We start from the raw sequence: 26,954 nt of genomic DNA on the forward strand, positions 1-26,954 counted from the left end.
GCGCGCGAAGTCAAGGGCGGTGGTGCTATGTTGGCGTCTCCAATCGGCTTCGCCGTGCTCCGGGATTGGGGGAACGAGTGAGCAACACTCTCCTCGCCGCCCCACCGAACTGGGGCGCGGCTTTTTGATTCGTCAGCACTTCGGGTCGGCAGTCCGATGACCCGGCAGGAGGATCGTCGTCGCGCGCCTGGTAACGCGATCGAACACACCGTGGCCGGGATCTTTGCCCACATCCTCGGTCTAGAGGGCGTCGGCGTCGACGACTCGTTCTTCGACCTCGGCGGGGATTCCCTGTCGGCGATGCGCGTGGTCGCGGCGATCAACGCCGCTGTGGGGACCGACATCGCGGTCGGCACGATCTTCACAGCGCCCTCGGCCGCCCAGCTGGCGGCGCGTATCGCCGAACATTCGGGCCGGTCCACGCCGCTGATGGCCGGTGAGCGGCCCCCGGTGGTGCCGCTGTCCTTCGCTCAGAGCCGCTTGTGGTTCATCGACCAGTTGCAGGGTCCGTCACCGGTCTACAACAGGGCGGTTGCCTTGCGGCTGCAGGGGCCTCTCGATGTGCAGGCGTTGAACGCCGCGCTGACCGACGTGGTGGCCCGCCACGAGATCCTACGGACGACCTTCGCGGCAACCGAGGGCATTCCGCGCCAAGTGGTTCACCCGACCGACGACATCGATTTCGGCTGGGAGATCAACGATTCCAGCGGTGTTCCGGCTGACCTGCTGGACGAGGCCATCGAGCAGGCGGTTCGCTACAGCTTCGACCTCGCTACTGAGATCCCGATTAGGGCAACACTTTTCACCCTCTCCGATCAACACCACGTGCTTGTCATCGTCGTGCACCACATCGCCGGCGACGGCTGGTCGGTCGGCGTATTGGCGAGCGATCTGGCTGCGGCGTATACCAACCGGTGCGTCCCGCAGGCCCCCGACTGGCCTGAATTGCCAGTCCAGTACTCAGATTACGCGCTCTGGCAACGGCAGAACCTCGGCGACCCAGCCGACCGCGATAGTCGGCTGGGCGCCCAGGTCGCGTTCTGGGAGCGGACCCTGGCCGGGATGCCCGAGCGGGTGGAGCTGCCCACCGATCGGCCGTATCCCCTCGTCGCCGACCATTGCGGGGCCAGCGTTCCGGTGAAGTGGTCGGCCGAAACACACCGGAAAGTGCGCGATCTGGCCCGCGCTCATGATGCGACCAGTTTCATGGTGATCCAAGCAGCCCTCGCGGTCCTGCTGTCCGGGCTCAGCTCCAGCTCTGATGTGGCGGTTGGCTTTCCGATCGCCGGCCGCAGCGATCCGGCGCTGGATCACCTGGTGGGATTCTTCGTCAACACCCTGATACTGAGGGTGGATCTCAGCGGCGATCCCACCGCCGCCGACGTGCTGGCGCAGGTGCGCGAGCGCAGCGTCGCCGCCTACGAGCATCAGGACGTGCCCTTCGAGGTACTGGTCGAAAGGCTCAATCCGACCCGGTCGATGACCCATCATCCGCTGGTCCAGGTGATGCTGTCCTGGCAGAACAATGCGCCACTCGACCTGGCGTTGGGCGATCTTCAGATCACCGAGATCCCGGTGAGCACACACACTGCCATCGTCGACTTGGCTTTCGCGCTGGGCGAGCAGTTCGACGCCACCGGCTACCCGGCCGGGATTGGCGGGACAGTGGATTTCCGCACCGATGTGTTCGACGGTGCCAGTATCGAGAAGCTCGTCGACCGGCTCGAGCGGGTAATCGACGGCATGGCCGCCGATCCCACTGCCCGGTTGTCGTCGATCGACGTGCTCGACCCCGATGAACGTGCCCGGCTGGACACGTGGGGCAACCGCGCGGTGTTGGCGGAGGCCGGACCGGCCGGGATATCCATTCCCGCGGCGTTCGGCGCCGTAGCCACCCGCTCACCCGACGCGATTGCAATCAGCTGCGGTGAATTGTCCTGGAAGTACCGCGAATTGGACGGCGCCGCGAATCGTCTGGCGAGCGCTCTTGTCGGACGCGGTGCGGGTCCGGGTTCGTGCGTGGCGCTGATGATGGAGCGTTCACCGCACGCCGTCATGGCGATGCTGGCGATCTCGAAAACCGGTGCGGCCTATCTGCCGATCGACCCGGCGCTGCCGGCAACCCGGATCGAGTTCATGCTCACCGATGCCGCACCGATCGCCGTGATCACCACGGCCACTCTTGCCGATCACCTCACCGGCCTCGGCGTGCCGGTGTTCGATATCGACGACGCGATGGCTGACACTGCACCCGCCACGCCGTTGCCGGCCCCGAGCGCCGCGGACATCGCGTACCTCATCTACACCTCGGGCACAACGGGAGTGCCCAAAGGCGTTGCCATCACTCACGGGAACCTCACCCAGCTCATCGGATCCCCCGGGACATCCCTGTCTCCGGGTGCGGAACAGGTGTGGTCGCATTGGCATTCCTACGCGTTCGACTTCTCGGCGTGGGAGATCTGGGGGGCGTTGCTCGCCGGCGGCCGGCTGGCGGTGATCCCGGAATCGCTGACCCGTTCACCGGAGGACTTCCAGGCGTCGCTGATCGATGAGGGTGTCACCGTTCTCACCCAGACACCCTCTGCAGTAAGCATTGTGGCGCCGGATGCCCTTGACGGCGTCGCGCTGCTGATGGGTGGTGAGGCCTGCCCGACGCCAGTGGTTGACCGGTGGGCCCCGGGCCGCGTCATGATCAACGCCTACGGCCCCACCGAGACGACGATCTACACCTCCTCGAGCGCCCCGTTGACGGCGGGATCGGGGCCGGCGCCGATCGGTTCGCCGAGGCCGGGGACCGCCCTGTTCGTCTTGGATGCGCACTTGCGGCCGGTGCCGCCCGGGGTGATGGGCGAGCTGTACGTAGCCGGCGGCGGGGTCGGAACGGGGTATTGGCGCCGAGCGGGGTTGACGGCCTCCCGGTTCGTGGCATGCCCATTCGGTGGTGTCGGTGCGCGGATGTATCGAACCGGGGATCTGGTCCGCTGGCGCGCGGACGGCCAACTGGACTACCTGGGCCGCTCAGATGACCAGGTCAAGGTCCGTGGCTACCGCATCGAACTCGGTGAGATCCAAGCCGCCCTGGCGCAACTGGACGGTGTCGACGAGGCAGTGGTGATCGCACGCGAGGATCACCCTGGCGACACCCGCCTGGTCGGTTACCTCACCGGAACAGCAGATGTGGCCGAGGCGCGGACAGCGCTCGCCGAACGATTGCCCGCCTTCATGGTTCCCGCCGCCCTGGTCGCCGTCGAGACACTGCCGCTGACGATCAACGGAAAGCTCGACGCCGGCGCCCTTCCCCCACCCGACTACCGCGACGCCGACTCCTATCGCGGCCCGGTCACCGTTGTCGAAGAGATCATTGCCGGCATCTACAGCCGGGTGCTGGGCGTCGAGCGGGTCGGGGTCGACGACGCGTTCTTCGATCTGGGTGGGGACTCGCTGTCGGCGATGCGGGTGGTCGCGGCCATCAACGCCGCGCTGGACGCCCGGCTGACGGTGCGCACCCTGTTCGACGCTCCCACCATCGCCGGGCTGGCCGCACGCATCAGCGGGGTCGACGAACACGTCGAGCCACTGGTGGCCGGCGAGCGCCCCGACCTGGTTCCGTTGTCCTTCGCCCAGAGCCGGCTCTGGTTCATCGACCAGTTGCACAGCGGATCGGCCATGTACAACATGGCCGTTGCCCTCGAGCTGCATGGCAGCCTCGACACCGCAGCCCTCGGTGCCGCACTGGCCGACGTGGTGGCCCGCCATGAAAGCCTGCGCACGGTCGTCGCCGCGCCCGACGGCATCCCGCATCAACAGGTCCTGTCTGCCCAGCAGGCCGACATCGGCTGGGACTGCATCGATGCCAGCACCTGGCCGACCGCCGCACTGGACGAAGCCGTCCAGGCCGCGGCGCAACGCCCGTTCGACCTCACCGCCGAGATACCCATCCGGGCGGTTCTCTTCCGCACCGGAGCAGACGAACACCGACTGGTCGTCGTGATCCATCACATCGCCGCCGACGGCTGGTCGGTCGGCGTACTGGCCACCGATCTGGGCACGGCCTACGGCTGCCGGAGCGCGGGACGGCCACCCGGTTGGACCGAATTGCCGATCCAGTACGCCGATTACGCGCTGTGGCAACGTGCACAACTGGGAGAGGTGTCCAACCGCGACAGCCCCATCGGAGCTCAGCTGCAATTCTGGGAAGCCGAGCTGGACGAGATGCCGCAGCGCCTGGAACTTCCGACCGATCGCCCCTACCCGCCGGTGGCCGACTACCGCGGGGCCACTGTGGCGGTGCAGTGGCCGGCGCAGCTACAGCGGCGCATTCGTGACGTCGCCCGTGAACACCACGCCACCAGCTTCATGCTGGTCCACACCGCCCTCGCGTTATTGCTGTCTCAACTGAGCTCCAGTACCGATGTGGCCGTGGGCTTCTCGATCTCCGGGCGGGGTGACCCCGCACTCGATGATCTGGTCGGCTTCTTCGTCAACACCCTGGTGCTGCGGGTAGACGTGACCGGCGATCCGACCGTCGGCGAGCTGCTGACCCAGGTCCGGCAACGCAGCCTGGCCGCCTACGAACATCAAGACGTGCCCTTCGAGGTTCTCGTCGAGCGCCTCAACCCGCCCCGCAGCCTGACCCATCACCCCCTCATCCAGGTGCTGCTGGCCTGGCAGAACCTGCCCGGACACGCCACCGACCCGTCGACCAGCCTGCGCCTGGGCGATCTGCGGGCAACACCGGTACCGCTGGAGACCCACACCGCCCGGATGGACCTCACCATCTCCCTGACCGAGCAGTTCACCGAGGCCGGTGACGACGCCGGCATCGGCGGCACCGTCGAATTCCGCACCGATGTCTACGATGCCGCCACCATCGAGACGTTCGTTGAACGGCTCCACCGAATCCTGCACGCGATCACCACCGACCCCACCGCGCGGCTGTCCTCGATCGATCTGCTCGACACCGACGAACGGGCACAGCTGGACGCCTGGGGCCATCGCGCGGCACTCACGCAGCCCGCCCCCGCGGCGATCTCGATACCGGCCGCCCTGGCGGCCCAGGTCGCGCGGACACCAGAGTCGTTGGCACTCAACGATACCCATGTGTCGATGACCTATCGCCAGTTCGATGACGCCACCAACCGCCTCGCCCACCTGCTGATCGCCCACGGGGTCGGCCCCGGAACCTGCGTCGCCCTGCTCTTTCCCCGTTGCGCGGAAGCTATCGTGGCCATGACGGCCGTCCTCAAGACCGGGGCCGCCTACCTGCCGGTCGACCCGGCGTTGCCGCCGCCCCGGATCAGCTTCATGCTCTCCGATGCCGCCCCGGTCGCCGCCATCTCCACGACCACGCTGGCCGATCGACTCGACAGGCACGACCTTCTGGTCATCGACATCGACGACCCGCGAGTCAGTAGCCAGCCGACAGCGGCGTTGCCGACACCGGCCGCCGACGATCTGGCCTACGTGATCTACACCTCCGGCACCACCGGAACACCCAAAGGTGTTGCCATCACTCACCGCAACGTCACCCAGCTGTTGCGAATCAACGACTACTTCCACACCCGGCCCGACCTCGGTAGCGGCACAGCCCAGTTCACGGCGACCCAGTGGCATTCCCACAGCTTCGACGTCTCGGTGTGGGAGATCTGGGGCACGCTGTTGTCCGGCGGACGACTGGTCGTGGTTCCCGAGTCGGTCGCAGCGGCACCGGACGATTTCCATGCCCTACTGACCGCACACCACGTCACCCTGCTCAGCCAGACACCGTCGGCCGTCGGGGTGCTCAATCCGCAGGGCCTCGAATCAGCGGCAGTGGTGGTCGCCGGCGAGGCGTGCTCGGCCGCGGTGGTCGACCGGTGGGCGCCAGGGCGGGTAATGATCAACGCCTACGGCCCCACCGAAACCACGATCTACGCGTCGATGAGTGCACCGTTGGCACCCGGCTCAGGGCCGGCTCCGATCGGCTCACCGATGCCCGGCGCGGCGCTGTTCGTGCTGGATCGCTGGTTGCGGCCGGTGCCGATGGGGGTCGTCGGCGAGTTGTATATCGCGGGTCGGGGCGTGGGCGTCGGATACTGGCGACGATCCGCCCTGACGTCATCACGTTTCGTCGCATGCCCGTTCGGCGCCCCTGGAACACGGATGTATCGCACCGGGGACCTGGTGTGCTGGGCAGCCGACGGGCAGTTGCGCTACGTCGGGCGGTCCGACGGGCAGGTCAAGATCCGCGGCTACCGCATCGAACTCGGCGAAGTCCAGGCCGCACTGGCCGACCTCGACGACGTGGATCAGGCGGTGGTGCTCGCCCGGGAAGATCGCCCCGGTGACAAACGCCTGGTGGGGTATGTCACCCAATCACGCACCGGGACAATCAATCCGGCCGCGATCCGGGCGGCCCTCGGCGGGCGCCTGCCCTCGTATCTGGTGCCCGCTGCGATCGTCGTGCTCGAGGCGCTGCCGCGGACGGTGAACGGCAAACTCGACATCGCGGCCCTGCCTGCGCCCGAGTACACCGACCTCAGCCACTACCGCGCCCCGCTCTCACCGGTCGAGGAGGTACTGGCGGGGATCTATGCCGAGGTGCTGGGACTGGAGCGGGTGGGCGTCGACGACTCGTTCTTCGAGCTGGGCGGCGACAGCATCATGTCGATGCAGGTGGTGACCAGGGCGCGGGCGGCCGGCGTGCTATGCCGGCCGCGTGATCTGTTCAGCGAGCAGACCGTGGCCGGATTAGCCAGGGTCGCCACGACTCTCAGTTCGGATGGTCCCGTCGACGAGGGCCTCGGGCCGGTGTCGCCCACCCCGATCATGCGCTGGCTGCACGCGGTGCCCGGCGCGGTCGATCAGTTCAACCAAACGGTGGTCGTGCAGGCGCCGGACGGCGTCGGCGAGGCCGACGTGGCAATCCTGTTGCAGGCCTTGCTCGATCGCCACCCGATGCTGAGGCTGCGCGTCGCCGATGACGGCGCCGGAGGCTGGTCGATGACGGTGCCCGAGCCGGGATCGATGCCCGCCACCCGGTGCCTGCGGGTGGTCGAGGTCAGCTCCGATGCCACGCTCGCGTCGATGCGGTCGCAGTTGGATCCGCCGGCCGGCGTAATGCTCAGCGCACTGTGGATCACCACCACCCGGCAGCTGGTGGTGATGATTCACCACCTGGCCGTCGACGGGGTGTCGTGGCGAATTCTGCTGGCGGACGTGAATCTCGCCTGGTCTCAGTACAGCAGCGGACGATCGGTGGAATTGCCACCGGGTGGAACATCATTCGCGAGTTGGGCTGCGGTCCTGAATGACTACGCGCACACCGAGCAGGTGCTGGCGCAAGCGCGGTCCTGGCAACGCGTCTGCGCGGTCCCGGCCGCGTTGCCCGCGATGGATCCCGCCAGGGATACCTATCTGAACGCCGGGCGGCTGTCGGTATCGCTGGACAGCGAGACGACGCGCGCACTGCTGGGTGAGGTGCCCACGGCGTTTCATGCCGGGGTGCACGAGATTCTGTTGATCGCCTTCGGGTTGGCGTGGGCGCACTACCTGGGCGACACCGATTCCCCGATCGGCATCGACGTCGAAAGCCATGGGCGCCGCGATGATCTGGCCGACGGACTCGACCTCTCGCGGACGGTGGGCTGGTTCACCGCACAGCATCCGGTGTCGCTGTCCCTGGGCGGATTGTCCTGGGCCCACATCTCCTCCGGCGACGCCCAACTGGGCGCGGTGGTCAAGGACGCCAAGGAACAGCTGCGGGCCGTGCCGGACGGCCTGACCTACGGACTGTTGCGCTACCTCAACCCCGATGTCGGATTGCCCGAGGCCGGGCCGTCGATCGGGTTCAACTACCTCGGCCGGTTGGACTCGGCCGCAGCTGGCGGGGACGCCTGGCATACCAGCGCGCCAGAGGCGTCGGTGACCGCCGTGACGTCGGCGATCCCGATGGCGTTGATGCACACTGTCGACCTCAATGCCGTGACGGTCGACTCGGGCGACGGCCCACGGCTGCAAGCCAATTGGACCTGGGCGCCCTCGGTGCTGGATGAGACCCAGATCAGCCACGTCAGCAGGCTGTGGTTCGAGGCGTTGGCCGGCCTGTGTGCCCACGTGCGATCCGGCGGAGGCGGCTTCACGCCGTCGGATGTCGCACCGGCACGGCTGACCCAACTCCAGATCGACGAACTCGTCGCCGAGGGCGACGTCGCCGACATCGTGCCGCTGACCCCGATGCAGCAGGGGCTGCTCTTCCATTCCGGGATCGCGCACAGCGGCGACGACGTCTACGCGGTGCAGGTGAGCATCACGGTGACAGGTCCCCTGGATGCCGAGCGGCTGCGTGCGGCGCTCGACACGGTGATCGCCCGCCACCCCAATCTGGCGGCACGGTTCTGCGAACGGTTCGACCAGCCCCTGCAGATCATCCCGGCCGATCCGGTGGCGGCATGGAATTACGTCACGCCGGAGCCCAGCCTCGATGTCGACGAGCAGATCCAGCGGGTGTGCGCCGCCGAACGGCTCGCGGTGTGTGACCTGGCCCGGCCGCCGGCGTTCCGGGTCGCCCTGATCGGTCTCGGCCGGGATCGCCACCGGCTGGTCTTCACCAACCACCACATTGTGCTCGACGGCTGGTCGACCCCGATCCTGCTGCAGGAGGTGTTCGCCGCCTACCACGGGCAGCGGCTACCCGCCCCCGTCCCCTACCGCAGGTTCGTGACCTGGCTGGCCGACCGGGACCTCGACGCGGCCCGCACCGCGTGGCGCGAGACGCTGGCCGGCTTCGACACCCCGACCCTGGTCGGTCCACCGGAACTGCTGAGGCCGGGGCGCCCTGGCGTGGAATCCGCGCGGCTGTCCGCCGCCGCCACCCGCGCCGTCACCGAGCTCGCTCGCACGCACCACACCACCGTCAGCACCGTGCTGCAGGCCGCGTGGGCGGTCCTGTTGACCACGTTGACCGGCCGGCACGACGTCGCGTTCGGCGTGCCGGTGTCCGGGCGACCGACCGAACTCCCCGGCGCTGCCGCCATGGTGGGTCTGCTCATCAATACCGTTCCCGTGCGGGCGAACATCTCTGCGCAGACGTCCACCGCTGACCTGCTCGACCAGCTGCACAGGTCACACAACCAGACCCTCGAGCATCAGCACCTGGCCCTCAGCGACATTCACCGCATCACCGGCCACGAACGCCTCTTCGACACCCTCTTCGTCTACGAGAACTACCCGCTCGACACCGACCTGCTGCGCACTGCAGGCGATCTGGCCATCAGCGAGATCACCACTCGCGACTACACCCACTACCCGTTGACGGTGCAGGCCATGCCAGGCACGGAGCTGGGCTTCGGCGTCGAGTTCGATACCGATGTCTTCGACACCGACGCCATCCGGGCCATCATCGACCGGTTCACCCGGGTACTGACGGCCATGACGGTCGATCCGGCGCGGCCGCTCTCCTCGATCGACCTACTCGACGCCGATGAGCGTCATCGCCTGGGCGACTGGGGTAACCGCGTCGCGGCAACGGCGACCGACACCGCCGCGGTGTCGATTCCCCAGGCATTGGCCGCGCAGGTGGCCCGCACGCCCGACGCGGAAGCCGTGACCTGCGCGGGCACGTCGATGACCTACCGGCAGCTCGATGACACGTCGAATCGGCTGGCACACCTGCTGGCTGACCACGGCGCCGGGCCCGGCGCGAATGTGGCGCTACTGCTTCCCCGCTGCACACAGGCGATTGTGGCCATGACCGCCGTGCTCAAGGCGGGCGCGGCGTATCTGCCGATCGACCCGGAATGGCCCACGGCCCGAGTCGAATTCATGCTGTCCGATGCCGCACCGGTCGCGGTGATCACCACCGCTGCGCTGGTCGACCCGCTCGATGGGTCCGGTCTGCCGGTCATCGACGTCAGTGATCTCGAAGCCCCGCATATCCAGACCCACCCGGGCATCGCCCGTGCCGCGGTGGCTGCCGATGAGATCGCCTACGTCATCTACACATCCGGCACCACGGGCACCCCGAAGGGGGTGTCGGTCCCCCATCGCAACGTCACCCGGATGCTGGACTCACTGCGCACCGCGGTGCCACCGGCTGGGGTGTGGACCCAGTGCCACTCGAATGCCTTCGACTTCTCGGTGTGGGAGATCTGGGGTGCCCTGCTCGGCGGCGGACGGCTGGTGGTGGTCCCGGAGTCCGTCACCCGATCCCCTGATGACCTGCACGCATTACTGATCGCCGAACAGGTCAGCGTGTTGAGTCAGACACCCTCGGCGTTCTACGCACTGCAAGCCGTCGACGCGCTGGCGCCCGAGCCGGGTCGACAGCTGGCCCTCGACGCGGTGGTATTCGGCGGTGAAGCCCTTGAGCCACAGCGCCTTCGGAACTGGCTACACCGCCATCCGGACTCACCCATTCTGCTGAACATGTACGGCACCACCGAAACCACGGTGCACGCATCGTTGCGGGAGATCGCCGCCGACGACCTCGACCGCCGCGGCAGCCCGATCGGGGTTCCGTTGGCGCACCTGTCGTTCTTCGTTCTCGATGGGTGGCTACGCCCGGTACCCGCCGGGGTGGTCGGAGAGTTGTATGTCGCCGGCGCCGGGGCCGGGTACGGGTATGTACGCCGAGCTGGATTGACTGCGTCGCGATTCGTGGCATGCCCGTTCGCGGGCCACGGATCCCGTATGTACCGCACCGGGGACCTCGTGCGGTGGGGCGCCGACGGCCAACTCCAGTACGTCGGCCGCGCCGATGAGCAGGTCAAGATCCGCGGCTACCGCGTCGAGTTGGGTGAGATCGACAACGCCTTGCTGACATGCCCACAAGTCAGTCAGGCCGCCGCCACCGTCTATCGCAACGAGGTCGGGGACGCCCACCTGATCGCCTATGTCACGCTCGACCACGGCGCAGCCGGCATCCGAGACACCGAGCAGGACGCCGACACCGTCGAACAATGGCAACACGTCTACGACGAGCTCTACAGCGCCGAAACGGGATTGCCCGAATTCGGGATGGACTTCCGGGGCTGGAACAGCAGCCTGAGCGGCGATCCGATTCCACTCGAGGAGATGATCCAGTGGCGCGCAGCCACGGTGGATCGCATCCTGGCCCTGCAGCCACGGCGGGTGCTGGAGATCGGCGCGGGCTCGGGACTGCTGCTGTCGCAGATCGCCCCCCACTGCGAACACTATGTCGCCACCGATGTTTCAGCGGTTGCGGTCGCCAACCTGGCCTACTCCCTGGAGCGCTTGGCGATCCCCTGGCGGGACCGCGTCGATCTGCTGACCCAACCGGCGCACGTGAGCACTGGTCTGCCACAGGGTTACTTCGACACGGTCATTCTCAACTCGGTCGTCCAGTACTTCCCGAGTGCGGACTACCTGGCCGACGTCATCAGCACTGCGATGGACCTGGTGGCGCCCGGGGGCAGGGTGTTCATCGGGGATATCCGCAACCACACCCTGCAGGGCGCGTTCCACACCGCTGTCGCCCTCGCGCACACCGCCTCCGACACCGCAGAGCTCCGGCACCGTGCCCGCCGCGCACAGGTCTCCGAATCCGAACTGTTGCTGGCACCAGAGTTCTTCACGCAGTGGGCAGCCGACCACCCCGCGGCGGCCGGGCTCGACATCCAAGTCAAGCGCGGATCGGCAGACAACGAACTCAACCGCTACCGCTATGACGTCGTCGTCCACACGTCGCCCACACCGGTGCGGACGATGGCGACCGCACCGGCCTGGCAGTGGACCCGATGCGGGGATCTGGCCGGACTGCACACCGAGCTGACAAACTGGCGTCCCGACACCGTGCGCGTCACCGGAATCCCCCGCGCCGGACTGATCACCGACGTCCGGATCGAACACGCGCTCGCCGCCGGCCTGCCGCTGACCGATGCACTGGCCCGGGGCGCTGCACCCCCGGATGCCACCACCCCCGAAGACCTCTATCAACTCGGCGACGACACCGGCTACCACGTCGCCGTCACCTGGGGTGCTGCACCCGGCACCCTCGATGCCGTTTTCCTGGATCGAACCGGTTCCGGGCAACGGCCACCGCTGACCGACGTCTATCTGGCACACGCCGGGACTCGCCGGCGAGGCGCCCACGCCAACAGGCCGCACACCGACGCCGAGATCGGCGCGGTACGTGAGCAGTTGCGTGCGCGGTTGCCGGATTACATGGTGCCCAGGCAGATCATCGCGCTCGACGCGTTTCCGTTGACCTCTTCGGGCAAGCTTGATCGAGGTGCGTTGCCGGCGCCCGATTTCGAGGGTTCGGGGCGGTATCGGGCCCCTGGGGACGTGGTTGAGGAGATGCTGGCCGGTATCTACGCCCGGGTGCTGGGTGTGGACCGGGTGGGGGTCGACGACTCGTTCTTCGATCTGGGTGGCGATTCGTTGTCGGCGATGCGGGTGATCGCTGCCGTCAATGCCGCTGTGGGTAGCGGTCTTTCGGTGCGCACGGTATTGGAGTCCCCCACGGTCGCTGAGCTGGCGTTGCGGGTCGGTGCCGATGGGGATCGGCACGAGCCGTTGGTGGCCGGCCCGCGCCCGGCGGTGGTTCCATTGTCGTTCGCGCAGAACCGGTTGTGGTTCCTCGACCAATTGCACGGCCATCTGCCGGTCTACAACATGGCGGTGGCGTTGCGGCTGTGCGGGGAACTCGATGCCGAGGCGTTGGGGTCGGCGCTGCGTGATGTGGTGGGCCGTCACGAGAGTCTGCGCACGGTGTTCTCGGCAGTCGGTGGGGTGCCCCAGCAGGTGGTGGTCCCCACCGAACAGGCCGATCTCGGTTGGCTGGTCATCGATGCCGGCGGCTGGCCGGCGGCCAGGCTGCAACGGGAAATCGACGAGATCACGCACTGCAGCTTCGACCTTGCGAACGATATTCCGCTGCGGGCGAGGCTCATACGGATCAGCGCCAAGGAGTCCGTGCTAATCATCGTGGTACACCACATTGCCGCCGACGGCTGGTCGGTCGGTGTGCTGGCCGGTGATCTGGCGGTCGCGTACACCAACCGGAGCGCCGGACGCGCCCCAGACTGGGCCGCACTGCCCGTCCAGTACGCCGACTACACGCTATGGCAGCGAACCCAATTGGGCGATCTGCACGATCCGGACAGCCTGATTGCCAGGCAGCTCGGCTTCTGGGAGCAGACCCTGGCCGGAATGCCCGAGCGCCTGGCGCTGCCTACCGATCGGCCCTATCCGCCAGTGGCGGATTACCGCGGCGCCAGTGTGACGGTGCAATGGCCGGCACCGTTGCAGCAGCGGATCGCAGAGGTGGCCCGCGAGCACAACGCCACCAGCTTCATGCTCATCCAGACCGCCCTGGCGATTCTGCTGTCCGCAGTGAGCTCCAGTTCCGATGTGGCAGTGGGCTTTCCGATCGCCGGTCGCAGGGACCCCGCGCTCGACGCGTTGGTCGGCTTCTTCGTCAACACCCTGGTGTTGCGGGTGGACCTGGCCGGCGATCCGACCGTCGCCGAGATCCTGGCCCAGGTACGGGCACGCAGCCTCGCAGCCTACGACCACCAGGACGTGCCCTTCGAAACGCTCGTCGAGCGGCTCAACCCGCCGCGCAGTCTGACCCACCATCCGCTCATCCAGGTGATGCTGGCCTGGCAGAACTTCACCCGTCACGACAACGATCCGCACACCGGACCGGCCCTCGGCGATCTCCAGGTGAGCACCCTGCCCCTGCAAAGCCACACCGCCCGGATGGATCTGGCGTTCACCCTGGCCGAACAGTTCACCGATACCGGCTGGCCGGCCGGCATCGGCGGCACCGTCGAGTTCCGCACCGACGTCTACGACGCTGCCACCGTCGAAACGCTCATCGCGCGGCTACACCGGATCCTGCGCGCCATCACCGCCGATGCCAACCAACGACTCTCATCGGTGGATCTGCTCGACGACACCGAACACCCCCGCATCGACCAGTGGACCAACCGCACAGCACTGACCGACCCCGCACCCACCGCCGCCTCGATACCCACTGCACTGGCCGCCCAGACCGCCGCCAACGCCGACGTGGTAGCGCTGGTTCACCCCGACGGATCACTGACCTACGCGGAACTCGACCACGCATCAGATCAACTGGCCCACCGGCTGATCGACCTCGGTGCCGGCCCCGGAACCTACGTGGCCCTGCTCCTGCCGCGCGGCACCCGGGCCGTCGTGGCCATGACCGCAGTCCTCAAGACCGGCGCCGCCTACCTCCCCATCGACCCTGCCCTCCCCCCGGCGCGCGTCACCTTCATGCTCACCGACGCCAGCCCCGTCGCCGTCGTCACCACCACCGACCTACACCCGCAGCTCAGCGGCCACCCCCTGCCGATCATCGACATCGACACCGCCCCGGCCGGCAACTGCCCCACCACCCCCCTGCCGAGTCCGGCGCCCGACGACATCGCCTACCTGATCTACACCTCGGGAACCACCGGGACACCCAAAGGCGTTGCCATCACGCACCGCAACGTCATCGCCCTGCTGGACTCACTGCGAGCCGAGGTGGCGCCGGCACAGGTGTGGTCGCAATGCCATTCGTATGCCTTCGACTACTCCGTCTGGGAGATCTGGGGCGCCCTGCTGTCCGGCGGGCGGCTCGTGATCGTCCCCGAATCGGTGATCACCTCACCACCGGATCTGCATGCCCTGCTGGCGGCCGAACACGTCACCGTTCTCAGCCAGACACCCTCGGCGTTCTATGCGCTGCAACCACACCTGGATGATCAGCTCGCGCTGGAGACGGTGGTGTTCGGCGGTGAGGCACTTGACCCGGCGCGGCTGCGCACCGTGCTGGGTGAACACGGGCGCGCGCCGCGGCTGCTCAACATGTACGGCGCCACCGAGACCACCGTTCACGCCTCGCTGCGCGAGATCGTGGAGCGCGACGCCGAGGGCACCGCCAGCCCGGTTGGCGTGCCGCTGTCTCACCTCGGGCTCTTCGTTCTCGACCGCTTCCTGCGGCCGGTGTCCCCCGGTGTGGTGGGTGAGCTGTACATCGCCGGCGGCGGGGTCGGAGTTGGTTACTGGCGGCGCACCGGCCTGACCGCCACCCGCTTCGTCGCCTGCCCCTTCGGACCGCCCGGATCCCGGATGTACCGCACCGGCGACCTCGTGACCTGGCGCCCCGACGGACAATTGGACTACCACGGCCGCGCCGACGACCAGGTCAAGATCCGCGGGTACCGCATCGAGGTCGGCGAAATCCAGGCCGCCCTCTGCCACATCGACGGAGTCACCGATGCCGTCGTCATCGCCCGCGAGGACCAGCCCGGCGACAAGCGCCTCGTCGCCTACATCACGGGACCAGCCGACTCCACCGCCATCCGCGACGCCCTGTCCGCCCAGCTCCCGTCCTACCTGGTCCCCGCCGCCGTCGTCATACTCGACGCGCTCCCCCGCACCATCAACGGCAAGCTCGACCGGGCTGCGCTGCCGGCACCCGGATACCAGCCACACAGCCACTACCGGGCACCGGTGACTCCGGTCGAGGAGATCCTGGCCGCCATCTATGCCCACGTCCTCGGGCTCGATCTGGTCGGAACCGCCGACTCGTTCTTCGATCTGGGTGGCGATTCGCTATCGGCGATGCGGGTGATCGCGGCGGCCAATACTGCCTTGGGTAGCGGCCTTTCGGTCCGCACGGTGTTGGAGGCCCCCACGGTTGCCGAGCTCGCCTTGCGGATCGGTGCCGATGGCGATCGGCTCGAACCCCTGGTGGCCGGCGAGCGCCCTGCGGTGGTCCCGTTGTCGTTCGCGCAGAGTCGGTTGTGGTTCATCGACCAGTTGCAGGGCCCGTCGCCGGTCTACAACCTGGCGGTGGCGTTGCGGTTGGGTGGTCCGCTCGACACTCAGGCGGTGCACGCGTCACTGGCTGATGTGGTGGCCAGGCACGAAGTGTTGCGCACGATATTCACGATGGTGCAGGGAGTTCCGCGACAGGTGGTGGTTCCGGCCGAGCAGGCTGACGCCGGCTGGGAGATCATCGATGCCGCCGGATGGCCGGTAACCCGCCTGGAGCAGGCCATCAACGACGCGGCCCGCTACAGTTTCGACCTCGCGGCGGAAATCCCCATTCGGACAACGCTGTTCCGGCTCGCCGAGGATGAGCACGTTCTGGTGATCACGGTGCACCACATCGCCGCAGACGGCTGGTCGGTCGGTGTGCTGGCCACCGACCTGGTCACCGCATACTCACGCCGGTGCACCGGCCGGGCCCCGGACTGGAACCCGTTGCCCGTGCAGTACGCCGATTACGCGCTGTGGCAGCGGCACGTTCTCGGCGATCCTGCCGACCCCGGCAGTCGGCGGGCCGCCCAGTTCGGGTTCTGGGAACAGGCGTTGGCCGGGATGCCCGAACGGGTGCAGCTGCCCACCGATCGGCCCTATCCGGCCGTTGCCGATCACCGCGGGGCCAGTGTGCCGGTGGACTGGCCGGCCGACCTGCAGCGGCGGGTGCGTGCAGTGGCCCGCGAGCACAACGCCACCAGCTTCATGGTCATCCAGGCCGCACTGGCGATGCTGTTGTCGCGGCTGAGTGCCAGTTCCGATGTGGCGGTGGGCTTCCCGATCTCCGGGCGCGGCGACCCCGCACTCGATGATCTGGTGGGGTTCTTCGTCAACACCCTGGTGCTGCGGGTGGACCTGGCCGGCGACCCCACCGTTGCCGAGATCCTGGCCCAGGTACGGGCACGCAGCCTGGCCGCCTACGACCACCAGGACGTGCCCTTCGAGGTCCTCGTGGAACGACTCAACCCGCCCCGATCGCTCACCCATCACCCCCTCATCCAGGTCATGCTGGCCTGGCAGAACACCGCAGCGCCCACGGTGGAATCGAGTGATCTGCACATCACCGCCATGCCGTTGCAGACCACCACCGCACGCATGGATCTGTCGTTCTCGTTGGCCGAGCACCTCACCGAAACCGGGGAGCCGGCCGGGATCCGCGGCACGGTGGAGTTCCGCACCGACGTCTACGACGCCGCCAGCATCGAGACACTCACCGCGCGGCTCCAGAGCGTGCTGGCGGCCATCACTGCCGACCCCGGCGCCCGGCTGTCGTCACTGGAGCTGCTCGATACCGACGAACGCGCGCGGCTGACCCACTGGACCAACGCCGAGGAGCTGAGCCGGCCTGCGCCCGCGGCGGATTCGATCCCGGCCGTGCTCGCCGCGCAGGCCGCCCGCACACCCGATGCCGTAGCGCTGACCGAGGACGGACGCTCGTGGACCTACCGCGAACTCGACGAGGCCTCAAACCGGTTGGCACACCTGCTGTCCGGGCAGGGCGCCGGTCCGGGTACGACCGTGGCGCTGCTGTTCGGCCGCGGCAGCGATGCCATCGTGGCGATGACGGCGGTGCTCAAGACCGGGGCGGCCTACCTACCCGTCGATCCCGTGCTGCCCGCCGCCCGCATCGACTTCATGCTGACCGACGCCGCCCCGATCGCCGCCGTCACCACCACGACCCTGGCCCACCATCTTCAGCACCGCGACATCGCGGTCATCAACGTCGACGACCCGCACATCGCCGGCCACACCGCCACGGCGCTGCCGACACCACACCCCGACGCCGTCGCCTATCTGATCTACACCTCGGGGACCACCGGGACACCCAAGGGCGTTGCCATCACGCACCGCAACGTCACAACCTTGCTGGACTCACTACGTGCCGAGGTGGCACCGGGACAGGTGTGGGCGCAATGCCATTCCTACGCCTTCGATTTCTCGGTGTGGGAGATCTGGGGCGCACTGCTGTCCGGCGGACGACTGGTCGTGGTGCCGGAGGCGGTGACGGCCTCACCGGTGGACCTGCACGCACTGCTGGGCGCCGAGCACGTCGAGGTGCTCAGCCAGACCCCGTCGGCTTTCGACGCCTTGCACACCGAACTCGACGATCAGCTGTCGCTACACACGGTGGTGTTCGGCGGCGAAGCACTTGAACCGCAGCGGTTTCGGACCTGGCTCCAGGACCGGCAGCGGCCACCGCGCCTAATCAACATGTACGGCACCACCGAGACGACCGTGCACGCGTCGCTGCGGCCGATCACCATCGCGGACACCCGGTCCCCTGCCAGCCCGATCGGGGTCCCCATGACCCATCTCGGGTTCTTCGTACTGGACAGGTTCCTGCAACCGGTTCCCGCCGGGGTGGTCGGCGAACTCTATATCGCGGGCCATGGCGTCGGACTCGGGTACTGGCAGCGCAGCGGCCTGACCGCAACACGGTTCGTCGCCTGCCCCTTCGCAGCGCCCGGCACCCGGATGTACCGCACCGGAGATCTGGTCTCCTGGCGCCCCGACGGGCAACTCGACTACCACGGCCGCGCCGATGACCAGGTCAAGATCCGCGGCTACCGCATCGAACTCGGCGAAGTCCACACCGCACTCACCGACATCGACGGCGTCGACCAGGCCGTCGTCCTCACCCGCGAGGACCACCCCGGGCACCCCCGACTGGTCGCCTACGTCACCGGCACGGCTGATCCCGCACAGATACGCACCCGACTGGCCCAGCGACTGCCCGCCTACATGGTCCCGTCGGCCGTCGTGGCGGTACCGGCAATCCCGTTGACGCCCAACGGCAAACTCGACCGGCGTGCGCTACCGGCACCGGCGTATCAGCCCGTCGACACCTACCGCGCCCCCGCCACTCCCGTCGAGGAAGTCCTCGCCGACGTCTACGCCCACACCCTGGCACTCGACCGCGTCGGCACCGACGACTCCTTCTTCGACCTCGGTGGCGACTCCCTGTCCGCGATGCGCGTCATCGCGGCCATCAACACCACGCTCAACACCCGGCTAGCCGTCCGCACCCTGTTCGACGCACCGTCGGTCCGAGCCCTGAGCCGTCAGCTGAGCAGCCAATCCGATTGCGGCGAGACGCTCTTCACCTCGGTGCACGGCCGGGACACCGCCCGGCTGCACGCAGCGGACCTCACGCTGGACAAGTTCATCGACGCCCCCACCCTGGCCGGTGCGCCGGAGCTGTCCGGCCCGAGCGGTGAGGTGCGCACAGTGCTGCTGACCGGGGCGACCGGGTTCCTCGGGCGCTACCTTGCCCTGGACTGGCTGCAGCGCATGCAGTCGGTCGGCGGGACACTGATCTGCCTGGTGCGCGGCAAGTCCGACGACGATGCGCACCACCGCCTCGCCTCCGTTTTCGACAGCGGTGACCCAGACCTGCTGCGGCACTTCCAGACGATGGCCGCCGACCATCTCGAGGTGCTCGCCGGAGACAAGGGCGACGCCGGTCTCGGACTGGACCAGCAGACCTGGCAGCGGCTGGCCGACACCGTGGACCTGATCGTCGACTGCGCGGCCCTGGTCAACGGGGTGCTGCCGTACAGCGAATTCTTCGGCCCCAACGTCGTCGGCACCGCCGAGCTGATCCGGCTCGCCCTGACCACCAAGCTCAAGTACGTCAGCTACGTCTCGACAGCCAACGTCGGCGATCAGATCGAACCGTCGCAGTTCACCGAGGACGCCGACATCCGTGTCATCAGCCCCACCCGGACCCTCGACGACACCGCGGCCAACGGATACGGCAACAGCAAGTGGGCGGGCGAGGTGCTGCTGCGCGAGGCACACGACCTGTGCCGGCTTCCCGTGGCCGTCTTCCGCTGCGGCATGATCCTGGCCGACCCGGCCTACACCGGCCAGCTCAACGTGACCGACGGATTCACCCGGGGCGTGCTGAGCGTGGTGGCCACCGGTATCGCACCGGCCTCCTTCTACGCACTCGATGCCGACGGCAATCGCCAGCGCGCCCACTATGACGGGCTACCGGTGACGTTCGTCGCCGAATCGATTGCCACGCTGGGCGCCCCGCAGGGCGGGTTCGAGACCTACCACGTGATGAATCCGCACGACGACGGCATCGGGGTCGACGAGTTCGTCGACTGGCTGGTGGAGGCCGGCTACCCGATCACGCGCATCAGCGACTTCGGGGAGTGGTTGGCGCGGTTCGAGGCCGCCCTGCGCGACCTGCCCGACCGACAGCGCCAGCACTCGGCGCTGCAGCTGGTGCTCTCGCGCGGCGCCGAGACGTTGCAGCCCGCCGAGCCGATCCGCGGCTCCCGCTCGACGACGGAGAAGTTCCGTGCGGCGGTGCCCGATATTCCGCACGTCTCGGCGTCGATGATCGTCAAGTACGTCACCGACCTGCAACTGCTCGGGCTGCTCTGATGGCGCCACCCACCGGCCAGGCCGGGATGCTCACACTGCTTCGCGCTCATCGGGTTTCGATGGCGGCGAGCCTGGGCCTGCTGTGCGTCGCAACCACCCTCACCCTGTTGCAGCCGCTGCTGGCGGGCCATCTCGTCGACCGGGCCTACACGGGTGCGCCGACTCTGATCCCCGCCGTCGTGCTGGTGACCATGCTCGTCGGACAGCTGGCGCTGGATGCAGTGGCCCGCTTCCGGCTGGACCGCACCGGCGAGCAGATCGTGCTGCGGTTGCGCACCATGTTCACCGATCACGTGGTGCACCTGCCGGTCGGAGTGCTGGATCAGGGCCGCACCGGAGAGCTACTGGCCCGCGCGACCAGCGACGCGGGACTGGTGCAGCAGATGCCCCGGGCGGTCGCCGACATCACCTTCGGGACGCTGGCACTGACCGGCGCAAGTATCTTCATGCTCACCATCGATCCGGTCACCGTGGGCGTGGTGGTCGCCGCCATGGCCGCGGGGTTCGCCGCCGGCAGCCCCTTTCTCGCCCGGATTCAGCAGGCATCGTTGAATCGCCAAGCGGCGCTGGGTGATTACACGTCCGGATTGGACCGCGCCCTGGGTGCCGCCCGCACCGTCAAGCTGTTCGGCGCCGAAGCCCGCGAAGCGGAGTCCATCAACGTCAGCGCCCACGGCGCCTACCGGTCGGGCGTGCGCATCGCATCGTTCGCGGCGACCAACGTCGGCCTGGTCCGGTTCGGTGTCTTCGGCGCATTCCTGGCGATCATGGTCATCGACGGGCGGCGCGTGGCGGCCGGCGAGCTGGCCGTGGGCCAGTTCGTCAGCCTGTTCGCCTTCGCCATGTACGCGGTCTTCCCCGTCGTCGCCGGAATCACCGCACTCACCGTGCTGCGCACCTCGGCCGGTGCGTATGAGCACCTCGTCACGACCCTTCGCGATCTCCCCGAGCCGTTGGCGGACGCCGCCGCCGACGGCGTCCTGCGCGCGCCACGTCCTGCTGCCAGCGCAGCGCCGTTGGTGGAGTTCGACGGGGTGTCGTTCTCCTACGGCACCAACCCCGTACTCGACGACGTCTCCTTCACCCTGGGCCATGATCAGGTCACCGCGCTGATCGGACCGTCGGGGGCCGGCAAGTCCACCATCCTGGCGCTGTTGTGCCGCTTCCACGAGCCCGATGCCGGAACGCTGCGCTGGGGCGGTGCGGATTTCCGCACCATCGGGTTGGGTGATCTTCGTCGCCGCCTGGGACTTCTGGAACAGGACGCGCCCGTCCTGCACGGCACGATCCGCGACAATCTGCTCATCGCCGATCCGGAGGCAACCGACGACGAGCTGTGGGTCGTTCTGGGACAGGCGAATATCGCCGACGAAATCCTGGCCCTGCCGCAGCAACTCGACACCCCGGTACTCGAGCGCGGGCGCAGTCTGTCCGGCGGCCAACGTCAGCGGCTGGCACTGGCCCGCGCGTTCCTGTCCCGTTCAGAGCTCATCCTGATGGACGAACCGACCGCACACCTCGATCGCGCCAACGAGTACGACGTGATGAGCAATCTGCGGCAGGCACGCGGCCGGCGCAGTCTGCTGGTGGTGGCCCACCGGTTGTCCACCGTCACCACCGCCGACCAGATCCTGGTGCTGGCGCAGGGCCGGATCCAGGCCACCGGCACCCACACCGAACTGTTGCGACTCCCGGTCTACCGCGAACTCATCGAGCACGAACTCACGTGCTGAACCGCGTTGTTCGGCACGCCGTCGCCGCCCCGCGCCGGACCATCGCCCTGGCCGTGCTGATGCTGATCGGCGTCGCGATCGTCGGCATTCCGGGGATCACCACGCTGTCAGCGGGCGGGGCCCTGGATCCCCGCGCCGAGTCGGCACAGGCGTCGGCACTGCTCTCCCAGAAGTTCGACCAGGGCGACCTCGGCGTGGTCTTCACCGTCACCTCCGCCGGCGGCGTGACAGGACCGCACGCCAGGAAGGTCGGCGCCGATATCGTTGCGCGGCTGCAGAACTCGACCCAGGTCAAGCAGGTGCGCTCGGCGTGGACCGTGCCCCCTGCCGCCGTCCCCGGTTTCGTCAGCAGGGACGGCAGGACGGGCCTGATCGTGGCGGCGATCTCCGGTGGCGAGACCAACGCGCAGATCACCGCCAAGGCCCTGGCCGACGAACTCGCCCACGACCGCGACGGGGTCTCGGTGCGCGCCGGCGGGGAGGCCACCGTCTACTGGCAGGTGAACAGCCAGACCCAGAAGGACCTCTTCGTGATGGAGTCCGTGGCGCTGCCGCTGAGCTTTCTGGTCCTGGTCTGGGTGTTCGGTGGCCTGGTCGCCGCCGCGCTGCCGGTCGCTGTGGGCGTCTTCGCGATTCTCGGCGCACTGGCCGCGCTGCATGCCATCTCGCTGGTGACCACTGTGTCGGTCTTCGCGCTGAACCTCACCGTCGCTATGGGATTGGCGCTGGCCGTCGACTACACATTGTTGATCCTGAGCCGCTTCCGAGATGAGTTGACGCAGGGCCGGTCCCGCGCTGTGGCACTCGACCGCGCGATGGCCACGGCCGGCCGCACGGTGTGCTTTTCGGCGATGACCGTCGGGCTGTCGATGGCGACGCTGATGTTGTTCCCGGGTTACTTCCTCAGATCGTTCGCCTACGCCGGGGTTGCGGTGGTCGTGTTCGCCGCCGCGGCGGCGATCATCGTCACGCCTGCGGCGATCACACTGCTGGGTGAGCGGCTCGATTCGACGAGGATGCGTCCGTTGATGCGCCGGCTGCTCTGGGGGCAGCAGCAGCGATCGGCATTGTTCGAGCAGTGGTCCTGGTACCGATGGACGAAGCTGGTCATGCGGCATGCGGTGCCGATCGCAATCGCCGTGATCGTGTTCCTGCTGCTGCTCGGCGCGCCGTTTCGAGATGCGCGATGGGGCTTCGCCGATGACCGGGTGCTGCCCGCCTCGGCTTCTGCCCGCCAGGTGGGCGATCAGTTGCGCAACGACTTTGCCGGCGGCGGCATCCCGCCCATCACCGTGGTTCTGCCGGACGTGACCGGCCTGCGAGCCGCTGAGGTGGACAGGTACGCCGCAGCCCTCTCCCGGGTGCCGGACGTCTCGTCGGTGTCGTCACCGGGCGGCACCTTCGTCGCCGGGCGACCCACCGGACCACCCACGGCGCCAACCGGATTCAGCGACGGCAGCGCATTCCTGACAGTGGGCAGCACAGCGCCGCTGTACTCGCCCGCATCCTCGGTTCAGCTCGACCGGCTACACGCGGTCGCTGCCCCGGCGGGAAAACCGGTGCAGTTCACCGGTGCCGCGCAGAGCAGCCGCGACAGCATGCACGCGATCGCCGCGCGCCTGCCGCTGGTGCTGGCGTTGATCGCCGTCGTCACCCTGGTGCTGGTGTTCCTGCTGACCGGCAGCGCGGTGTTGCCCGTCAAGGCGGTGGTGATGAGCGCGTTGTCGCTCACCGCGGCGTTCGGCGCACTGGTGTGGATCTTCCAGCAGGGGCATCTGGGCGCACTGGGCACGGCCGTGACCGGGACGCTGGGTGTTCAGCTGCCGATTCTGTTGTTCTGCATCGCTTTCGGTCTCTCGATGGACTACGAGGTGTTCCTGATCTCGCGGATCCGGGAGTACTGGCTGGCATCCGACCGCGGGCCGGAGGCCAACGCCGAGAGTGTCGCTCTCGGTGTCGCCCACACCGGTCGGGTGATCACCGCTGCCGCGCTGATCATGGCGATCTCGTTTTCGGCATTGATGGCCGCGCAGGTGTCGGTGATGCGGTTGTTCGGGGTCGGCCTCACGCTGGCGGTGTTGGTCGACGCCACCCTGGTGCGGATGCTGCTGGTCCCGGCGCTGATGCAGGTGATGGGGCGCCTCAACTGGTGGGCACCACCACCGCTGGCCCGCCTGCATGAGCGGTTCGGACTCAGCGACGACGGCAGCGTCAGCCGACGGTGATCGCGTCGAGGCGTTCCTTGATGAAGGCCGAGCACGTCACCGGCGCCAGACCCGCCACCGTGCCGATCGGCGGGTCCAGTGGTGTGACGAGCGCGTCGTGGTTGGCCTCGTAGAAGTAGATCAGCGAGACCAGGTCCTCTTCGGGGGCGTGTGGCTGCGGTGGCAGCACCCGGTGCCGTCCCGAGGGCCACCGATATCCGCTCCAGTACTCGAGCAGGTCGCCGATGTTGACGGTCAGCGCCGCCGGATCATAGGGCGCGTCGGCCCAACCTTCCGCTTCGGAAAAGACTTGCAGCCCACCGGCTCCCGGCTCGCGGTCGAGGATGGTGACGGTGCCGAAGTCGGTGTGCGGACCGATCCGGAACTGGCCGGGTTCGGGCTCCCCCACCACGCTGATCGGCGGGTAGTGGTTGATGTTCATCGTCCAGGTCGGCCGGTCGGCCAGGGCGACGAACGGGTTCGCCGTCAACCGCAGGGCGTGGGCCATCAACGCCAGCAGGTCGTCGGCCAGGCGGCGCATCGCCGCGGTGTACCGGGTGACCAGGCTGTGCAGTTCGGGCACTTCGCCGGGCCAGACGTTGGGGGCGAACCAGATCCGGTCCACCTCGGGGTCACCGGTGGCGGTCTCGGCGCCCAGGCTGTAGCTCTCCTTGAGATCCGGCGGGGTCTCGGTGCCCTCGGCATAGGCGTTGGCCTCGGCCCCGGGGGCGATCCAGCCGTGGCCGCCGACGCTCACCGAGTAGCGTCCCTTGACCTCGTCGGACAGCGCGAAGAACTCCCGCGCCGCCCCGCGAACGCCTGCGGTCAGCTCCGGGTCGATGCCGTGGCCGGTGACCAGGATGAAACCCGCCTGCTGCAGGCCGGCGTCGAGTTCGGCGGCAACCGCGTCGGCTTCTGCTCCCCCGGCGTGCCAGCGGGAGATGTCGATTGCGGCGATCATTCGGCCACCCCGATGTCCTCGTTCCACAGGTCCGGTTTTGCGGCGATGAAATCGGCCATCATCGCCGCGCAGCGTTCATCATCGAGCAGCGTCACCTCGACACCGTGCTCGGCCAGCCAGCCGTGGCCGCCACTGAAGGTGCGGCTCTCCCCGATGACCACAGCGCCGATGTTGAACTGACGCACCAGCCCGCTGCAATACCAGCACGGCGAGAGCGTGGTGACCATGATCGTCGAGCGGTAGTCGCGCTGGCGGCCCGCGGCCCGGAAGGCCGCCGTCTCAGCGTGCACCGACGGGTCGTCGTCCTGGACGCGACGGTTGTGTCCGCTGCCCAGCAATACCCCGTCGGCGCTGAACAGCGCCGCGCCGATCGGAATTCCGCCCTCCGCGAGGCCTTTTCGGGCCTCCTCGTAGGCGACGTCGAGCATCTCCTGCGGTGTCATACCCCGGCGCGCTCCCCGGCGATCTTCGAACGGCACAACACAAGATAACTGGCACCGGCGATCAGGAAGCCGACGAAGAAGGTGATGTCACCCAGTTGCGGGACACCGCGGGCGATGTAGCCGACGAACTTCTCCTGATTGGAGAACAGCAGCACCGAGATCACCAGGCCGGCGGCGAACGATGCGAAGCCGCCCCAGTTGGCGTAGCTGCGGTCGTACAGGAAGCCCGCGATGGACTGCCCGCGCCGCAGGTACTGGTCGGCGAACACCACGCCAAGCCACGGGCCGATCCAGTAGGCGATGATCAGCAGGAAGGCCTCGTAGCTGGCGGCGGCGTCGGGCAGGGCCCACCACGCCACTCCGAATCCGGCGACGCCGAAGAACACCGTGACCAGTGCGCGGGCGATGTGCTGGGGAAGCTTGACCCCGATCGTCACGAATGCCATTGCGCCGGAATAGATGTTGATGGAGTTCGCGGCGATGGCCCCGATGGCGATGGCCAGCAGGGTGGCCTTGGCCAGCGGCGTGGCCAGCTCACCGGTGAACGCCTGGGTCGGGTTGTCCGACAAGGCGGGTCCGATGGTGACCGACGCGGCGCCGACGACCTCGAGCAGTACACACGACAGGAACAACCCCGCCGAGGCGTAGAGGCCGGTGAGCGCGGTCGAGACGGTGGACGGCAGGTAGCGGGTGTAGTCCGCGGCATACGGTGTCCAGCCGGCCGCGTAGCCGAACGCGGTGCCGACGGTCAGCAGGAAACCGCCCAGCGAGCCGTCGCCGACGATTGGATCCAGGGCCGGCGCGCCGACATTCGACTTCATCAGGATGGCCACCGAGGCGACGGCGAAGATGACCGCGAGCACCGGGAACGACCAGCGCTCGAAGGCCTGCACCAGGTTGTGGCCGAAAAACGCGAACGCCGTCTGCACCAGCACGATGATGACCAGCCCGACCAACGGACCGATGCCGAACAACGCCGCCAGCGCATACGCGCCGCTGACGCTGTTGGTGGCGAACCAGCCCACCCCGGCGGTCACCGACATGAGGACCGCGGGCACGGCATTGCCCTTGAAGCCGAACGCCAGCCGCCCGAGGACCATCTGCGGCACGCCGTGCAGGGGGCCGCGGGCCGACAGCAGGTAGTGCGCGATCGCCCCGAGTCCGGTTCCGAGGACGATGCCGGCGACGGCCTGCCAGAAGCTCATGCCGTAGACGGCCACCGACAGCACGCCGACGAAGATCGTGGCGAACTCGAGGTTGGGCGAGGTCCACGTCCAGAACAGCTGGTGGGGCTTGCCGTGCCGGTCTTCCTCGGCGATGAATTCGTTTCCGCCCGGTTCGACCGCGATGATCCGATCGCGGTAGGTGCCGTCGGTGGTCGGCTCGGCAACTGTCATGGGAAGACTGTGGTGCCGACAGCCCCCGGCTGCAACCC

6 protein-coding genes are annotated in these 26,954 nt (G+C 68.1%); 3 read left to right on the plus strand and 3 right to left on the minus strand.

Annotated features, from left to right (window positions below; genetic code table 11):
* Positions 1 to 156: 156 nt before the first annotated feature.
* From OG976_RS04425 to OG976_RS04435, 3 genes are read left to right on the plus strand one after another with little or no spacing between them, the layout of a single operon-like run.
* The gene (locus OG976_RS04425; RefSeq protein WP_442930427.1) at positions 157 to 20,178 is read left to right on the plus strand and encodes an amino acid adenylation domain-containing protein; all 20,022 of its coding nucleotides are present in this window, start codon (positions 157 to 159) and stop codon (positions 20,176 to 20,178) included.
* Positions 20,178 to 21,911, plus strand: a complete 1,734-nt coding sequence (locus tag OG976_RS04430) for an ABC transporter ATP-binding protein (protein WP_328358402.1) — start codon at positions 20,178 to 20,180, stop codon at positions 21,909 to 21,911. The genes OG976_RS04425 and OG976_RS04430 overlap by 1 nt, the downstream gene beginning before the upstream one ends.
* Positions 21,905 to 24,136: an MMPL family transporter gene (locus OG976_RS04435; RefSeq protein ID WP_328358405.1), complete on the plus strand. Its 2,232-nt coding sequence runs from the start codon at positions 21,905 to 21,907 to the stop codon at positions 24,134 to 24,136. The genes OG976_RS04430 and OG976_RS04435 overlap by 7 nt, the downstream gene beginning before the upstream one ends.
* Here the strand turns inward: OG976_RS04435 and OG976_RS04440 are convergent.
* The 3 genes from OG976_RS04440 to OG976_RS04450 are packed head-to-tail and all read right to left on the minus strand — an operon-like array spanning position 24,123 to position 26,916.
* Positions 24,123 to 25,076: an isopenicillin N synthase family dioxygenase gene (locus OG976_RS04440; RefSeq protein WP_328358408.1), complete on the minus strand. Its 954-nt coding sequence runs from the start codon at positions 25,074 to 25,076 to the stop codon at positions 24,123 to 24,125. The genes OG976_RS04435 and OG976_RS04440 overlap by 14 nt on opposite strands.
* Positions 25,073 to 25,519: a nucleoside deaminase gene (locus OG976_RS04445; RefSeq protein WP_328358411.1), complete on the minus strand. Its 447-nt coding sequence runs from the start codon at positions 25,517 to 25,519 to the stop codon at positions 25,073 to 25,075. The genes OG976_RS04440 and OG976_RS04445 overlap by 4 nt, the downstream gene beginning before the upstream one ends.
* Positions 25,516 to 26,916 carry a purine-cytosine permease family protein gene (locus tag OG976_RS04450; RefSeq protein WP_328358414.1) on the minus strand — a complete coding sequence of 467 codons (1,401 nt, stop codon included), beginning with the start codon at positions 26,914 to 26,916 and terminating at the stop codon, positions 25,516 to 25,518. The genes OG976_RS04445 and OG976_RS04450 overlap by 4 nt, the downstream gene beginning before the upstream one ends.
* Positions 26,917 to 26,954 lie beyond the last annotated feature (38 nt).

The organism is Mycobacterium sp. NBC_00419 (genome assembly GCF_036023875.1).
Lineage (GTDB): Bacteria > Actinomycetota > Actinomycetes > Mycobacteriales > Mycobacteriaceae > Mycobacterium.

Coding starts and splice junctions, on each gene's coding strand:
- OG976_RS04445 (WP_328358411.1), bottom strand. CDS start 25,519: ATGACACCGCAGGAGATGCTCGACGTCGCCTACGAGGAGGCCCGAAAA.
- OG976_RS04450 (WP_328358414.1), bottom strand. CDS start 26,916: ATGACAGTTGCCGAGCCGACCACCGACGGCACCTACCGCGATCGGATC.
- OG976_RS04440 (WP_328358408.1), bottom strand. CDS start 25,076: ATGATCGCCGCAATCGACATCTCCCGCTGGCACGCCGGGGGAGCAGAA.
- OG976_RS04430 (WP_328358402.1), top strand. CDS start 20,178: ATGGCGCCACCCACCGGCCAGGCCGGGATGCTCACACTGCTTCGCGCT.
- OG976_RS04425 (WP_442930427.1), top strand. CDS start 157: ATGACCCGGCAGGAGGATCGTCGTCGCGCGCCTGGTAACGCGATCGAA.